This window comes from Robinsoniella sp. RHS (assembly GCF_001029355.1).
GTDB classification, from domain to species: domain Bacteria; phylum Bacillota; class Clostridia; order Lachnospirales; family Lachnospiraceae; genus Robinsoniella; species Robinsoniella peoriensis.
The window spans coordinates 10,981-27,969 of the sequence record NZ_JNGB01000068.1 but is presented as its reverse complement, the minus strand read 5'-3'; the positions used below and the strand labels follow the sequence as shown (position 1 = coordinate 27,969).

The window sequence follows — 16,989 nt, the reverse complement described above, 5'->3', positions numbered from 1 at the left end:
TAGATTCCGCAGCCCCTTCCAAATGAATGAACCGTTAATAACGGCTGACCTTCATTTTCCAACAGCACCCTGGCTGATCCATCTGTGAGATACATTCCTTCCCCGGATTTTATGCCGGCTCCTTCGGGGATCAGCCCGGGAATTTCCTCGGCTGTAAATTTCCATTTTCCATGGCACACCCTTGCCCCTGTGTCTTTATCCACTCCCAGTATATGCGCCATTCTGAAGTAAGTATCGTATCCATCCACAGCGGAAGGCTCATTTACACCAATAAATGCGCCTCCATCGTGGACCCACTTAGTCAGTCTTTCTACAATTTCACAATCCTTCCAGACATCTCCGCCGCTCCATGCCGTACCTGCCGCGCCTGCATTGATCAGAACGTCTATCTGGTCCAGTGCTCCCTTTTTCACATCTTCAAAATTGATAAAGCTGACCTCAAAGGGAAGACCTGACAGACTTTCATTGATATGGATCAGATCATGCATATAAGTCTCATGAAAATGCCCCGACAGCGTCCAGGAACGAAGTCGCCCCCAATAATGCAAAACAGCAACTCTCGGTCTGAAATTCATCGGTGCCCCTGTTTTATGTAATTCCCGGATCTTACGGAAGTCATCTGCCAATTCTTCCATATAATCGGCAAACTCCGGTTTTCGCTCAACCAGATGCAGATAGCCGCCCAGCCCGATACGGTCGACCGGCTGCCTTAAAATTGCTCTTCGTACATCTTTCCAGTATCTCTGTGCCTCCGCCTTTGGATCACCGTCAGCCAGAAAAGAGGGCGAACCGTCCACTCCTGTTGGAAACAGATAGGGATGAAGTCGCAGTTCATGGGTCTTTACCCTAACCCCGCTGCAGAGTCTGGATTCAAAACCACTGAAAACCGCTTTGATGATGCCATCAAATCCAAACTTTTCAAAATTTTTACCATAAGGTTCATTTCCAACCCAGCTGTCATCGTAGAACACATAGGCTTCCTTACCATAGTCGTGGACGATTTTCACCAGCTTTTTTCCAAACTGAATTACAAAATCGTTTATAAACTTCATCCAATCGGCTTTCTTTTTGTCTCCGGGCATGTGGGTAACATGGAATTTTCCCTTATTTACAAAATCTTCTGCCGTCATCGAGTAACCATATTTCTTCTCAAATTCATCCAGGGCAAGGGGACTGACGGTAAAGTCATAGGACGCCCAGTCCGTAAATAAATGTCTGTTTCTTTCACTGCTTCCCCACATCCACACAAAATTATAGAACATGGAAGTAAAACGGACCACTGTGGTATCCGGGTGCGCCTCACACCAGTCCTTCATCCACCCCAGCATATATTTCTGTGTCTCAGGATACCTGGGATCAATCTGCATCAGATGTTCCTTGTCCCATCCATTAGTAGTATGGTTATACATGGAAATTTCTTCCCAGATGCGGTATGCCAGAAAGCTTACGGTATACTTGTGCCAGAGTGCAGTTTTATTTACCTTCACCGTCTTTTGTTCTCTGTCATAGCTCCACTTTTCCCGGGATATCTCTTCATTACTGGTCCGGTCATATACCTGCCAGTATTTCATTGCATTTACCGAATCATTCACCTGAAACTGCCCTTCAAAAAAGTCTTCCATCAACCGAAAGTAAACGCTTTCCTCCACAGCCGTTTTCGGCTGTGTCACCAGAAAGGTCTGCTGCAGTTTATCCATATTCTTTTTCGCCCAGTCATTATGGTCCCGGATAATGCAGATTGTAGAATAAATTCCGTAACCTGCATCCAGTATTTCCCGGGATAGTTCGGTGCCGTCACTGTCACGGATTACATCTGCTCCCCACTGCTTTGCCAGTTTTAAGGTGAGTTCTTCGTATCCGGCTTCACCCGGCAGAGTAAATCCACCCTTTCTATTTTCTATATTCATAGATTCCTCCTGTTAAATCGTTAAATACATTTATTTTGATCCAGTTTCAGAAACGGAATATACAGCACTACTTCCGTGCCTTTACCGGGCGTACTCTTAATTTCCATTCCATAATTTTTTTCACCAGTTTCATTTTTACATCCGTTTGCCTGTCTGCTGCCAGACTGTTTCCCGTAAATATGCTCAATTCTGCTCTTGACGTTCCCCACACCAATGGTGCGCATCTGTCCCTGTATGGAATCATCCTGATTCAGAATACGTTTTACAACATCTTCCTCCATTCCAAGACCGTTATCACGTATGGTAATTCGTATGTCATCTGTGATCCCTTTTATACGGCAGATAATAATCTCTAAAATCCCTTTTTCTGTTTTCCCCGCCAATCCATGAAAAATAGCATTTTCTACTATGGGCTGGATCAGTACATTGGGAACTGCTGCCTGACATACACTTTCGTCAATATCATAGATGACATCAAACCGCTGGGGATACCGGTAAGATTGCAGCAGCAGATAATTCTTTATATTTTTCAGTTCCTGCTCCATGCTGATAAAGATACTGTCTTTTTGTACCCGAAGGGTATCCTGAAGTAAAGATATAAAAGCATTGGAAAATCTCACGATCTCTTTATTTCCTTCTATTTGCGCCATATAAACAATGGAATTCAACGTGTTATAGATGAAATGAGGATTGATCTGCAGCATGAGCCGGTTAATTTCCATTTCCTTTGTGGTTTTCTCGTATTGAATGCTCTCTTCCATTCTTCTCTTAATATCGGCAACCATAGTATTAAACGCTTCTCCCAATACCATTAATTCGTCGTTTGTACGGATATCCACTGCAATTTCAAAATCGCCTTTCCCTACCTGGACAGCCGCTGTATGAAGCTGTTCCAGGGGTTTGGTAATATTTCGGATACAAAAATATAAAACCAGGGCCAGGATACTGATTGCACCCATAAAAATAGCAAGGAAGAATAATTTTATATATTTTAACTGCTTCAGAAGCAGCGTATTCGATACTTCTGATACCATCATCCAGCCATCCTCCAAACTGCGGTTTACCAGAATGGTATTTTTATTTACAAGCTGTATCTGTCTGCCGGTCTGTTGTTTTACTTCCGGAAATGGCATACTGATGGAACCATTATGCAGTATTGCATTTCCCCCACGGTCATACAGTGCGTATCCGCTTAGGAGACCGGTATCCAGTTTTGCGTATTTTTCCATCTCCGGGACACCGGCATGCAAAATGATATCGCCCAGAATATCTTTGCCATTTCGAATATCCTTAAAACTCATGATATAACTTACCACTTCTTTTTTTTGGATCCCCTGTTCCAGGGTATAAATATGCGGTGCTGAAAATCCTTTGTACAGGCCGGTATCCTTAAATTTTGTATACCATATTTCCTCTTCCGGATTAAACTTCCCTTCCGTCTGGTTGCTAGAATAAGAATCCATTTCGGGAGATACAATTGTGACTCCATAAATGTAAGGAAACTGATTGATATAAGTACGCAGTGTCTGTTTTACGCTGCGCTCGGTAATCAGGCTTTCCAGTACATCTTCATTGCGCTCTTCTCTGAGCAGATTTTGCACCTGCTCATCGATTACAATCTGTTTTGCAATATTGATTACATTGTTTTGTATATATTGTAGCTGCCTTGCTGTCTGCGCCAGCTTTTGATCTTCCCCCATAACCGTATGGCTCTCCAATATGCGGTAAAAATATTGGGATGCTCCAATGCCGCTGATTAAAAATGCCGCTATAACGGGAATAAAAACCATCAGCATAATTTTAGTACGGATTGTCCGCTTCATGATTTTTGCCTCCTGCATCCTACTTACCTCCCGTTCTCTATAATGATTTCAGAAATTCGCTGGGAGTAACGCCCTCGATCTTTTTAAACACGTAACTAAAATACTGGCTGGACGTAAATCCAACCTTTTCATAGATCTCCGAAATTTTATACTCCCCGCTCTTCATCATTTTTTTAGCCCGCCGGATACGGTAATTTGTGAGATAATCAACCACTGTAATATTCAGTTCATTTTTAAAACATTTCCGCAGATGTCCCTCTGAAATATTTGCCGCATTTGCAATATCCTGGACAGAAATATTTTTTTCAAAATTCTTATGAATATATTCCAGGCACAATCCGATCATTCTGGAATACTGTTCTCCTTTGTATGAATGCAATCTCTCATAGATTTCATTCATGCCTTCATATAACCACTCTTCTACCTGCAGGACGCTGGCAAATACATGGTTTTCCCAAATAATCCCCGCTTCCACTTTTTTACGTTCCGCATATCGTTTCAGGATACCACGTATTTCCCGCAAAATTCTGGTGTATTCTGTTTTGGAGTAAGCAGCTTTGTATTTTTCCAGCATCTGATGCAAGGTAAACTCTGATGCATTCTGGTCTTCTTCATCCAGGGTATACATCAGCTGAAGCATAAGTCCATCATAATCAGGGTCTGTTTTACAGCACTTTTGCAGTTCTTCCTGCCAGAGAACCCTGTCCCCACCACAGAAAAAAGTATAGTCAGACAGATCCGCCAGTTCTTTATACAAATCCGGCAGTTCCAGAAACTTTTTTGTAGCCCTGGAAGCTATACAACTTACGTGGATTCCTTTTTGCAGCATGGCACTGCGGATCACTTCTCCTGCCTGCATTAACAAATCTTTACTTACTGCAACATTTACATCAATAAAAAAAATGGTACACCATCTGCCTTCTCCCATTGCCACAGCACTTCTGCATACAAGGCCCCCGGGATATTCCAGCATTTCCAGCAGCTCCCCATCGTATACGGACAGCCGTTTGTTCTCACCATCCAGACTCAGCGGCTGATCCTCACAGATATATAGCAAGCCATATCTTTGCAGGGGATGGTTGCGGTAAATAATATCCTCTTCCTCTGCCGCCTGGCTGGTCAGAAACTTTCTCAGATTGTGTTCTGCATACATATGGGCTTTATGACGTTCTTCCTTCAGGCTGCTCATAATTTTTTCTATTTCTTCCTTCAGGGTCTCCCCGGTCAGCTCATTTTTCAGCATATAAGAGACAACGCCCATTTCCATGCCTTTTTTTACATAATCAAAATCCCGGTAAGAAGTCAGCAAAACAATTTTCACTGTTTTATCCGCTTTCAGCAATTTACCTGCTAGTTGAAGTCCATTCATCACAGGCATACTGATATCTACAAATATGATATCCGGCTTCAGCCTGCAGATCTCAGGATATGCCGCCGCACCCTGCAATGCCTCCCCTACAATTTCAATATCATCGGATGCCTCCCTCACCAGGGATTTAAAATAAGCGATCGCCATCATTTCATCATCTACAATATAAATCCTAGACTTTTCGTTCATAAACCTACCTCCAAGAATTAAACGAATATGCCCGTATTCATCGAAAGCATTTTCGGCATGCTTAAGCCCACACATGATATCAGAAAGCACCTTTTCGCCTTTATCTGGTGACTATTATACCATGGACACTCACCCTTTGACTGCTCCCGCAGTCAAACCGTTGATAAAGTTTTTGGATCCCAATATGAACATCAGTAAGAGGGGGATTGTTGCAAACACCAGTCCTGACAGCTGAGCACCATAATCTGTCCGGTATGCATTGGCAAGCCCTTTGATAAATATAGGAATGGTATTCAGGCTTTCGTTGTTTACAAAAACCAAAGGAACCAGATAATTATTCCATGACCAGAGGAAAATCAACAGGCACAGTGTGAGGATACCCGGTTTAATGCAAGGCAATACCATTTTAAAGAATATGCTCATTTCCCCGGCTCCGTCAATGCGGGCACTTTCCACTATTTCCACCGGAAGGGAGCCGCCGATAAACTGAATCATCCAAAAAGCACCAAATCCATTTGCGCACCACAGCAGAATCATGGGCCACAGGCTGCCTGTCAGATGGAACGTACGCATTTCAATCATGTATCCGATAATTCCAATCTGGGTAGGTGCCATCATGGTCAGCATGATGAAGTTGGTGAGTGCTTTCTTAAACCGGAATTTATAAACGGTCATGGCATATCCTACCATTGCGCTGACCAAAACGCAGATAAACATGGATAAGAAGGACACCAGCAAACTGTTCATATACGTCTGTACAAAGTTTGATTGGAACACTGTCTTAATATTCTCCGCAAAATATCCTGACGGTAAAAATGGAAGACCTTTGAAAATCTCTTCTGTTTTGTAGGTAGACATGGTCACCATCAGATAAAAGGGGACCAGTGAAACAAAAGAAATGATGCCTAAAATAATATAAGAAGAAATCTTTGCTGTTCTTTTCATATCAGTTTTCCTCCTTCCGGTTCATAAACCGCATACCGATTAAAGATGCAGCAACAATAATAATGAATAGTGTACTGGATACCGCTGATCCATACCCAAGCCTTGCAGTAGAGCCAAATGCCACATCGTAGAAGTTCCAGACCATAGTCAGACAGGAACGGTCCGGTCCTCCGATAATACTGGTAGTGGAAACATTAAACATCAGATTCGGTTCATCAAATAACTGCAGTGCATAAATCAGGCTTGTAATCGTAATAAAAATAGTAATTGGTTTTAATAAAGGCATGGTAATCTTAAAAAATGTCTTTACAGTTCCAGCCCCATCAACCTTTGCTGCCTCATAGATATCTGTCGATATGGAAGTAATGCCTGCAAGGTAAAGTGCCATATAATAGCCGGTACATTTCCAGATAATCATAATACCGATTACAACCGGTGCAAACTTTGCATTTCCCAGCCAGTTGATTCCTTCACCTCCAAAAAATTCAATGATACGGTTTATGATCCCTGTGTTCCAGTCAAACAAAAAAGTGAAAATAAGCCCGATTGCAACCGGAGTCGTAATATATGGCAGAAAGTTAATTGTCTGAAACAGATTTCTGAATTTTTTCAAATTGCTTAAAAATGCTGCAATTAAAAGCCCCAGGAATACAGAGATGGGAAAACCCAGCACCATGATATATAAAGTGTTCCAAAGAGATTTTAGAAAGGTCGTATCTTTGGTAAATATACGGATGTAGTTATCAAGGCCTACAAAAACTTTCTCACCGATTCCGTTCCAATCTGTAAAGCTTAAGAAAAAAGAATAAATGATGGGAAATAAATTAAAAGTAAAAAAGAATATTATGAATGGTGCAATAAAAACTACAGGCCAGAATACACTATATTTTTTATTTCCTTTGCTGTTCATCTTAGAGATCCTCCTTATAACATTTATTTTTGAGCATAAAAAACGGAGCAGTGTTTTTTACACCGGTAAAAGCTCCACTCCTCCGCTTTTTCATACACTATTTGATTTCTATACCGCTGTCTGTTATCCGGTTGGTACATTCCTCCAGACCTTTTTGGATTGCCTGGTCTGCCGTCATACCGGAATCTGACATCACAGCTGCCGCCAGCAGATCACGGATATCGATCACTGTCTGATCATAGATGGAAGACTTGGGAAGCTTAATGCTTTGCGCAATCTCTCCATATAAGAACCCGCCTACATCCTGTCCTCCAAAGAAATCATCTTTTCCGGAAGCATAAGTAGCATCTTCATAAAATTCTTTTGTCGGTACATAATATTCTACTTCTTTTTTAGCTGTATCTACACCTTCCTTGGTGAAAAATGCCCAGTTTAAAAATTCCCATGCTGCTTCTTTCTGTGCATCTGTGCTTGTATTTGTAATACCAACCGAACATCCTCCATGGCTGTAGCCGCCGGTTGCAGGCATCATTAAGCCCCAGTTTCCGGATCCATCCGGATCGTTGGCTTTGATGTAATACGTTATTGCCCAGTTAGGACATGGATAGAAGAGATGATTCTCATCTGAGTAAGTAGCGTTTGCCTGGGGTGTTCCATTTTCAAAGGTGTCAACCACTTTGTTATCTCTCATGTCGCATAAAAGCTTCATAACAGGTGACATTTTCTCTGTAAAGTTTACTGTATTTCCACTCTGCAGATCCGTAGTATCCGCAAAATACAGCCACTCTGCTACTGCACCGCCGGAATGGAAGAGATAATCCTTTCCGCCTGATTTTTCCTGCACTTCTTTTCCATATTTAATATAATCATCCGTTGTCTTGAAGATTTCTGCTAATTCTGCAGGATCATCTGTTCCAAAGTATTTTTTCGCTAAATCTCTTTTATAAGCAATTGCAGAAGGAGATACCGACTGTTCAATACCGATCAATGCTCCGTCATCCGTCATAGCACGTCCTTTAATAAAGTCAAAGAATTTATCCGGATCTACATTATATGGATCTTGTGTAAGATCTTCAAAAATCCCCAGTTCTTTATAATTTTCAATCAGGGTACAGCTCTGCTGAACCATGGTGGGCAATTCGGAACCCGAAGCAATTGCCTGCTGGATTTTGGTAAAATAGTCGCTGAATGCTACCGTAGTCGCTTCTATTTTGATATTGGGATGGGTTTTTTCAAACTCTGCAAACATTGGTTCATACCAGTTGGTATCCCACCCCCAATAGGTCAGTGTGGTCACTTCACCATCTGATGCTGCTTCACCCGCTGCTGCTTCTTTGGTTTCCTCTGCCGCAGATGTGGTGCTGCCGGCTTTATTATCCTGCGCCGTTGTCTCCTTAGTTTCTGCTGCTTTTGAACCGGTATCCGCTCCTGCTGCGTCCCCTGATCCCCCGCAGCCTGCAAGCGTTCCCGCCAGCATTGCCGCTGCCAATACAAGACTTAATACTTTCCTTCTCTTCATAATACCCTTCCTTTCGTTCTGCTGTTTAAGAACCTGTGTTTTCTTGATGAATTTATGATATCACAAAGATTTCAGGATATTGATTTCAAGATTCACTCATTTTGTTCGAAATCCGAGCATTCACTACTGCTTTCATTTTACGGAGCAGTTCCCAGCCGGAATAGCCGCTGACTTGGGTCATATATAATACTACCAGCTGCCTGGAAGTATCAATGGAACAGTACGGACCGCTCCATCCGTCCCAGCCAAATTCTCCGATGGGTGAGTTCATGCCCGATACCCCGGGCTGCATATGGATGCGCATCAGGTTTCCATATCCAAATCCCCTTAAATGGGCAAACGCTTTGCACAGATCTTCTCTCTGACCGGGTCCCAATTGATTCCTTGCCAGCATATCCACCGTATCTTCGGACAAAATCCGCTGCTTTTTATAAATACCTTTTGCCGCCAGCATATTGGCAAAACGAGCATAATCTTCTAATGTAGAGTAAAGTCCGGCTCCCGCTGATTCAAATGCCGGCGGTTCTAAACCAAAACCCAGCCCCAGGTGGCGCTCATGATCTTCCTGCAATACCGTCCCCTCCGGAGTGACCTTTTTACAGTAAAGCTCTGTCAGACGCTCCTGTTTTTCCAGGGGCACATAGAATCCCGTATCCTTCATTTCCAGTCTGTCAAATATATTTTCCTGATAAAATGCACTTAATTTCTGACCGGTAATTACTTCGATTACACCGCCCAGAACATCTGCACAAAGCCCGTAGCGGAAGTTTTCCCCCGGCTGGAAAGCCAGCGGCTGGGATGCAATAATATTCATGATCTCTCTTGTGGTGTAAGCCTCCTGTGTCCCCGTTTTTTGCTGAATATCATCAAAAGCCTTCTGCATAATTTTCCCAGGCCCATCCTCATCGGGATAAACAATTCCCGCCGTCATATTCAGTAAATCCCATATGGTAATCGGTTTACCGGACTTTTTAAGTCCATCCGGTGTCCAGACTTCCATTTCTTCAAATTCAGGCAGAAAAGTACTGACCGGACTCAAAAGATCCAGCCTGCCCTGCTCAAATAAAAGCATTGCCGCCACAGCTGCCACCGGCTTGCTCAGCGAATACAGGCGGTAAATAGTGCCCGGCTGATATCCATATGCATGCTCATATACCGGTAATCCATTGTGATACACACCTATCTGTGCCCCTTTGATCTGATTTCTTTTTACCTGTTCCCATAACAACTCATCTAAGCGTTCCATTTACATTTTCCTCCCTAAATTCTTTTAGATCATCATATCATAGTTCGACCCCGGCGGTATTTACAAAATACGGTTCATTTGTATAAAATCGGAAGAATTTTATGCCTCAAAAAAAGACCGCGGTTATATGCTGTTTTCTTTCCGGCATATAACTGCGGTCTCTTTTACAAATTAGAATTCTCCTATTTTCTCTGAAGCATACTGTAATATCCGTGCTGCATCATCGCTGTCTGTAACTCCATCACGATTCACATCTGCAGCTTTGCCCTGCTCATCCGTAAGCTCTTGTAATTCTGCCGAAAATTTCAGAACATTTGCAGAATCATCTGTATCTACTTTTCCATTCAGATCCACATCTCCCATCAGCCGGGCTTTCAAAATTTCGTTAATCAGTTTCTTCAGAATGGTCCCCACGGTATCCATATCTGCGCTTTCATCTTCATACACGGCCCTGGCTTCCTGATCCACAGTCTCCAGACCGGCAATGCTTTCTTCCAGGTATCTGCCGGATTCCTGCAGAATCTCTTCGGCTTTTTCCAGTGCATTTCTCAATTCTTCTTTATTTGCCTTTCGCACAAGGGCTGTTATGGCCTCTGCCAGACTTTGATAAGCCTCATTGATTTCATTCTCCGTTGCCAGACTGTTCGCATTGACTGCCCTGGCTGCCTCAAGTTCTGTTTTCAGTTTGTCCACGCTTTCCCTGGTGTATTTGTCTGCATTTTTCAAAAGTTCTGCTGCTTTTTGAATGAGAATACCCAGTCTAGCATCTGCTTCTTTCACCAGCAGATTGGTCACCGCGTCCATAAGCTTTCTGGATACACGGTTGATTGTTTCCTGGTCTGCACTGCTCTCAGCAAATGCAAACCGTGCCTCTTTTAGGGCTTCTCTCACTGCCGCAACACTTTCCGGTGTGTAATCAGCCATTGCAGATGTGTCTGCCAGAATAGCTTCCGTTCCATCAATGACTGCTTTCAGACCGGATTTCTGTACACCATTTTGAAGGAGATTACATGCCGTAATTAATTCCAAAAATGCATGGTCAATCTCATCCTGGTCTGCATCCGTCTTCATTAATGCTCTTGCATTGTCCAGTGCCTCCTGCACTGCCTGCCAGCTTTCTGTAGTATAGCAGCTATATGCTGACTGCACTTTCTCCAGCTTTTCAGCCATTGCAACTGCCAGTTCCAGTTCTCTCCATCCTGTGGTTTCCGGCTTCAGGCACAATGCTTCCCTTGCTGCTTTCAGTTCCTGAATTGTCTGTTCCACCTGTGCTTCTGTATACACGCCTTGCTTAAGCAGAGCCAGTGCCCTAAGATAAACCTCCCGGTAGCTGTCCCAGCTCTCTTTTGTGTATTTGTCTGCTTCTGACTCTACTACGGTATATTCCAGTATGCCTGCTTCCAGAACAGAGGTAAGGGATACCAGGTTATTCCAGGCTTCCTTCAGTTCACTGACTGCTCCGTCAACTTCTGACTGCAATGCATCCGCTTTGTCCAGGATAATCCGGGCCTGGTCATATGCCGCTGCATAAATTTCCCAGGATTCTGCAGTATAATCACTTTCTTCTGTCTGTTCCAGTTCCTCAAGGAGCTGTTCCAGTTTCGTCTTATCAACCGTTTCGTCTTCCGGCACACTGAAAAGATAAAATGCGTCCACGGACATTTTCGGGGCTTTTCCTTCCTGATTCTGATTACCCAGCAGCTCTACCGTCACGGTATGGATACCTTTTTTCAGATCCATGTATTTGAATATGCTCTGTCGCTGGTATCCTTCACTGTGGGAATCATAAAGGGAAACTTTCTCGCCTCCCGGTATATCCTCACCGTCCACCGTGATTTTTACATATCCCAGTCCCGGGTTCTTATTGCCCATCATCTCAAATCCAATTCCATCAAACCGGAAGCTAAAAGCTGCGCCGGGATCCGATGTATAAATTTCTTTCTCTGAAAAAAGCCTGTCATCAGCCCATTCCTCCCACTGTCCGGTGAGGTTTACCGTCCTGTCATCATTATAAAGCAGACCCGGACGTTTCAGATTGTCAATTGCCTTTTTTAACGCCTTATATACTTCCTGTATGTCCGCTTCCGGTGATTCCGCGGTAATCTGCTTTGCCCTTTCCAGTGCCTTTAATAGTCTGGAAACAGATCCCGGCTCATACCCTTCTGTGCCGATACTTTTTCCATACGCTATGGCATTTTCCAATCCGTCAAAAGCATTCACTGCCTTTCCGTAGAATTCCAGTTCCGCTACATTGCAGTACTCTGAATCTCCGCTGTAAACCCGGTAATAAGAGTAGGGCTTTAAGGGCCTTTCTTCTTCGGGAAGGTCTGCAAACCAGACGCTGTTATATACCGGATGATCCAGGCTTTCTTCAATGGTGTAAAGGGTATCCCAGTTGGTCATGTCATCGGAACCCTGAACCCGGACTCCGGGCCATCTGTCGCTAAAACCTCCCCGCACAACATACCGAAAACCTTCCAGGGTAAATGCTCCCCCCATCTCTAGTCCGGCATACCCGCCGTTTTGACCGTCATACGCTGTATCTGTATTGCCGTCAAATGCCAGGGCCGGGGGAGAACCCGCTTCCCATTCCCCTTCCTCTCTGCCGAATACCGTGCCCATGAGCTTATCCTGATCTAAAAGTCCCTCTTTAATCTCATAAACTTTTTCCTGTACATAACGGGGCGCTTTCTTTGGGGATACCTGAACGGTTACGGCGCCTGCTTTTTGGGCTGTCAGGACGCCCTGGGCATTGATCTTCGCCCTTCCCTGGGTTTCCGTCACACTCCACTGCAGTTCCATATCGTTTTGCATTCCCTCCGCAGTTTCCACCAGGGCTTCCAAAGAAATAGATTCACCGCTGCGTATACTTTTGGGACCTGTTATTTCAATACTGCCCACAGCCAGGTTTTCTTCTGTATATTCCTGAGGTACCATCTGGAAGACCGCAGCCCCACCGGCATCACCGATTACGGGCACCCCATTTTTTATGGTAAGAGCTTTTGTTCTATCCGGGGTAAGAATCCGGCAGCCTTCCTCCAGCTCCTCTATCTGCCATATATCTCCATGGAGCGTCTGCACCACCTTGCCGTCATCAGCGGAAAGTGCATATCCTGAGTCTACACTGGTGATTAAATACTGTCCGATTCCTCTTCCCGTGAGATTCCACTTCTGGGCTGCCGAATCTGCCGGAGTCCCAAGCACTACATCTGATGATTCGTCCGTATAAACAGATTCCAGGCTTTTGTCTTCGGCTATTATCTGATAGGTTCCCTGGCTTATCTGCCCTCTGACAAATCGTACCTCAGCGGTCTCACCTTCCTCCATCGTCAGCCTGACAACACCTTCCCCTGTTATGATCTCTCCTCTGCCTTCCAGGATCACAGCGCTGCTGCTGTCCATACCACAGCTTAAATCGATCTCCTGTGCAGCATCCGACCTGATCCTGGCTGTGACTTCTCCTTTTTCCATATCCCAATCCAGACGCTCAATTTGCGCACGTGACCTTGCCATCATTCCGGTAATGCTGCCTTTTCCCCAATCATCCGGAAGTGCCGGCAGCAGTTCAATTTTCCCGGTATCTGAATAGGCCAGTGTCTCCAGCATAATAGAAGGTATGGTAATCAGGGCATCTGTACAGTATGCACTGTCCCGGTTCCTGTCATGATTGGTCATCATGGAACTGTAATACAGTTTACTTCCCGTGAACAGTGGCAGAAGGCTGTCTGTCACTCCCTGCGCATTTTTCAGGCGTGCCTCTGTCAATGCCTGATGCAGCCAGCCGTGGCTGGCATTGTCATCTCCCGTGTTATATTTCTTTCTGTTCTCAAGCGCCTTTTTAGCACCTTCCATTAGTTTGGAGTCATCAGCGCCATCATGGGCCGGCCAGACTCCATACATATGACTTACATGCCTGTGGTTATTCTGTTCTGAGTAATCCCGGAGCGCCCATTCCTTCAGACTGCCGTCAGTGTCATATTTATATTCAGGCAGCAGTTTTTTCAGCGACTTCCATTTTTCTACTGCTTCCTCATACCCGGGACGCTGTACAGCCTCTTCCATTGCGATTGTCATATCCAGTCCGTCTCTGGCTGCGGCAATATCCATGGTAGAATTTGCAGAAATTGCAATTCCTGTATTACCCGGTTTATTCTCCGGCGAATACCCCGGAAGTATCAGGTATTTTTCATTTCCTTCCAGGGATGTCTTCCCCCCGTCATAATGTTTATATCCGTCTTCCCCTTCATAATATCGGGGATCTGCCATCTGTTCCCAGAAATTCGCCTGCTTTGTCAGCAGCGGCAGCAGCAGGTCCTGCTCCAGGTCAAAATACCCCCGCTCCTCTATCTGGCTGATCTGGGCATCCGATAAATCCTGGTCATGGATGGAAAGCACCGAGCGCAGCGCATTCAGGTCGATATCTTTGCCCAGGGGAATCTGGCTGTTGCCAAAGCACTGCCAGTATTCGTATACCGGGAGTAATAGCCAGCTCGCCCCCGCGTTCCAGTAATTAAATGGATAGTCCGCATTGAAGTGCACCAGGTTCCCTCTGTCCCCGTCTGTCCTGGGCGGTGCCAGGAGCGCATCGTGCATGCCATAAACCTGGGTGGCATTCATTTCAAAATCAGGAAGAATCCTGAGAAGGAAATTAATATATCCCTCAGAGGCATTTTGCATATTTCCGATATTAACACCGGAAATCTGGAGATTTACATTTGCATCCGTGGTATAATCCGCCTGCCAATATCCATTCCATGCCCCGATCCACATGCCGCTGAGCCTGGATGTACTATAACCGGAGGTACATACCTGTGCATATCTTCCGGCATAGAAGGCACGCTCCAGCATTGCATGGTTCAACCGGTCAGAATTCCTCTGTTTTGAAATTAATTCTTCGTTGGTCAGGCTGTCATCTGCCTCATCTCCTGCCAGATCAAATTTAATCTTATTAAATTCACTGCCATGGAGCTGTTCGTGTGGCGCAAGTGCCTTGCTGTAATCAAAGTATCCGTTTGTCCGGTACGCTTCATTTTCCGCAACTGCCCGGGTTTCTTCAATCAGACGCTGTACCAAAGGCAGTTCATTTTGTCCGGCAAATGCAGATGCCGGGCCCATCTCTTTATCCCTGGCAGATTTTGTGATCAGTACCACGCCCTCTGCATCCTTTACCTTTATTCCAAAGTTATCCTCTGTTCCGGCATTCAGGTGATCCTGTATATCTCCCAGCCTGACCCTCTCTTTTGTTCCACCGATATTTACCACATAAGTAACTCCGGCGAACCCCGCTTCTTTCAGCTCACTGTTGTCATACACGGGATAATGAGCAGTCAGTCCCAGATAGCTTCCATCCTGTGCCGCAATCTTTTTATATTGAAGCCCTTCATCTATTTCCCTGCCCTGGTCAATCGCCATATCGGAAAGGTCATCGATTGACAGCGTTGTATTCACCCTGCCGCCGTTCTCCGGCTGACGAAGCCATGTTATGGTCACATTGTCCTCTCTGGATGTAAATGTGCTTCTCTCCCATGTCTCACCATCCGCCTGAAAACTCACCCCGATCTCGGCAGTTTCATAGTCTGTCCATCTCTGATAATCGGATACATCCGTCTCTTCCAGATCATCCAGCCTCATCCGAAGCTGATGGCCCGGGTGCAGTGTATAGTCATAGTCCAGTTCCGGCTGTACCTGACTCCAGAAATTCCAGTTGTTCATCACGGCCTCTCTGGCATCTCCCAGCTCTCCTGTCAAATCCATGGTTTCCCTGTAATCATCCGTAGGCATGTTAAATGTAGTATTTTGGAAAATAAAAGTATCATTCACAGGATGGCAGGATTCCATCACCCCGTTCTCCCCATTTCCGCTCACCATAGCCTCTCGCCAGTTCAGGTTGCCTTTCTGCGGATCCTGGTACGTATCTGAGAACACTTTTCCGGCAAATAATGGTTCTTTATTTTTAACCTCCGCCCCCAAAACAGGAGCCGGTATGCTTCCAGTCAACAGCACCGCCGCCATTCCTGCACCAATGCAACGGTAAATTTTATGTCTCCATTTTTTCTTTTCCATGCTTATCCCCCGTAAATTTTGTAATATGTTACTGCTGTTATTATCATAATTTTAGCATGGGTTAAAAAAAACACTTAGGACTATATTTTAAAAAATTAGAAATTTTTCAGGATACTTTTTATATTTTAGGACTTTCTTTTGAGATTAGGACATATTCGTGTTTACAATTCTGTCTAGTATTTCAGCGAATAGTTTATAGATGGCTTATGGCTCATTATTCAAAACAATTTTATGAGTCATTACTTGAAATTGAGACTCACTGCAGGTTTATTATATTGGGGTTTAGCTGAGAAATGACGCTTTGTAGATGTAGGTAGTGTACGGAAAGAGAAGGAGGCGGACCAGGACATTGGTTTGGAAGGCTTAACGCAGAACTGGCATTTTCTAACCTTCCCGGAGCACTTTTTGGCGGCACGCGGGCATTCGCTCCGAAATCCTGATGCATTTCGCAGCTCACTGCCCGCTTACAATCCGATGGGAGCCAGTCGAATTGTATCCGCCAAAAATCACTCCGGGAAGGTAAGTAAATGCTCAGCTCTGCTATACGCCTTCCAAACCAATGTCCTGGTCCGCCCCCTTCTCTTTCCGAGATAGCATTCGTTGATACAAAGCTGGTTTTCTCAGCATGATGGGACCCCGGGGTTGTGGCATGCCGGACGCGATTGGCTGAAAGCAGCTTGATCTTATCACTATAGTGGGATTCTTCATTCTAATACAGTATATTTATGGTTATAGTACTTACATCCAGTTACTTCTGTGATTGGAAAGCAAGTAAAATCAAACTTATTTCTCCCAATTCATACTGTACTGCCGAAACACACTCTGCTGAATCCAAAAACGAACAGCTGGTCACAGCCCCAGGGTCTCCACTCGGCTGAGAAAACCAGCTTTGTGGTACAACCTGGATCTCGGAAAGATGGGTGTGGGAAACTGGTATGGGCGGAGGAAGCGTAGAGCAGAGCTGAGTATTTACTTACCTTTCCGAAGTGTTTTTTGGCGGATAGTATTCGACTGGCTC

The 16,989-nt window shown here is 44.7% G+C and carries 8 protein-coding genes; all 8 read right to left on the bottom strand.

Annotated features, from left to right (window positions below):
* Positions 1-1,907, bottom strand: a 1,907-nt coding sequence (gnpA, locus tag RHS_RS20725) for a 1,3-beta-galactosyl-N-acetylhexosamine phosphorylase (protein ID WP_047834239.1), incomplete at its 3' end; no start/stop codon positions are given.
* A 20-nt stretch (positions 1,908-1,927) separates the two neighbouring features.
* Complete coding sequence (locus RHS_RS20720; RefSeq protein ID WP_161597411.1) at positions 1,928-3,730, bottom strand: sensor histidine kinase; 1,803 nt, start codon at positions 3,728-3,730, stop codon at positions 1,928-1,930.
* A gap of 37 nt (positions 3,731-3,767) precedes the next feature.
* Positions 3,768-5,288 (bottom strand): helix-turn-helix domain-containing protein, encoded by a 1,521-nt coding sequence (locus RHS_RS20715; protein WP_027295688.1) that lies wholly within the window; start codon positions 5,286-5,288, stop codon positions 3,768-3,770.
* A gap of 129 nt (positions 5,289-5,417) precedes the next feature.
* Complete coding sequence (locus RHS_RS20710; RefSeq protein WP_027295687.1) at positions 5,418-6,233, bottom strand: carbohydrate ABC transporter permease; 816 nt, start codon at positions 6,231-6,233, stop codon at positions 5,418-5,420.
* Position 6,234: 1 nt separating this feature from the next.
* On the bottom strand, positions 6,235-7,143 hold the full coding sequence (locus RHS_RS20705) for a carbohydrate ABC transporter permease (RefSeq protein WP_044289614.1): 909 nt from the start codon (positions 7,141-7,143) through the stop codon (positions 6,235-6,237).
* 97 nt (positions 7,144-7,240) lie between these two features.
* The gene (locus RHS_RS20700; protein WP_044297793.1) at positions 7,241-8,662 is read right to left on the bottom strand and encodes an ABC transporter substrate-binding protein; all 1,422 of its coding nucleotides are present in this window, start codon (positions 8,660-8,662) and stop codon (positions 7,241-7,243) included.
* 85 nt (positions 8,663-8,747) lie between these two features.
* A complete protein-coding gene (locus RHS_RS20695) occupies positions 8,748-9,908 on the bottom strand; it encodes a serine hydrolase (protein ID WP_047834237.1) in 1,161 nt (386 codons plus the stop codon).
* A 171-nt stretch (positions 9,909-10,079) separates the two neighbouring features.
* Positions 10,080-15,971, bottom strand: a complete 5,892-nt coding sequence (locus RHS_RS31525) for a glycosyl hydrolase family 95 catalytic domain-containing protein (RefSeq protein ID WP_395023143.1) — start codon at positions 15,969-15,971, stop codon at positions 10,080-10,082.
* Positions 15,972-16,989: the final 1,018 nt, after the last annotated feature.

Excerpts from the sequence above, each read along its gene's own strand:
- RHS_RS20705 (WP_044289614.1), bottom strand. The coding sequence starts at position 7,143 with ATGAACAGCAAAGGAAATAAAAAATATAGTGTATTCTGGCCTGTAGTT.
- RHS_RS31525 (WP_395023143.1), bottom strand. The coding sequence starts at position 15,971 with ATGGAAAAGAAAAAATGGAGACATAAAATTTACCGTTGCATTGGTGCA.
- RHS_RS20695 (WP_047834237.1), bottom strand. The coding sequence starts at position 9,908 with ATGGAACGCTTAGATGAGTTGTTATGGGAACAGGTAAAAAGAAATCAG.
- RHS_RS20710 (WP_027295687.1), bottom strand. The coding sequence starts at position 6,233 with ATGAAAAGAACAGCAAAGATTTCTTCTTATATTATTTTAGGCATCATT.
- RHS_RS20715 (WP_027295688.1), bottom strand. The coding sequence starts at position 5,288 with ATGAACGAAAAGTCTAGGATTTATATTGTAGATGATGAAATGATGGCG.
- RHS_RS20720 (WP_161597411.1), bottom strand. The coding sequence starts at position 3,730 with ATGAAGCGGACAATCCGTACTAAAATTATGCTGATGGTTTTTATTCCC.
- RHS_RS20700 (WP_044297793.1), bottom strand. The coding sequence starts at position 8,662 with ATGAAGAGAAGGAAAGTATTAAGTCTTGTATTGGCAGCGGCAATGCTG.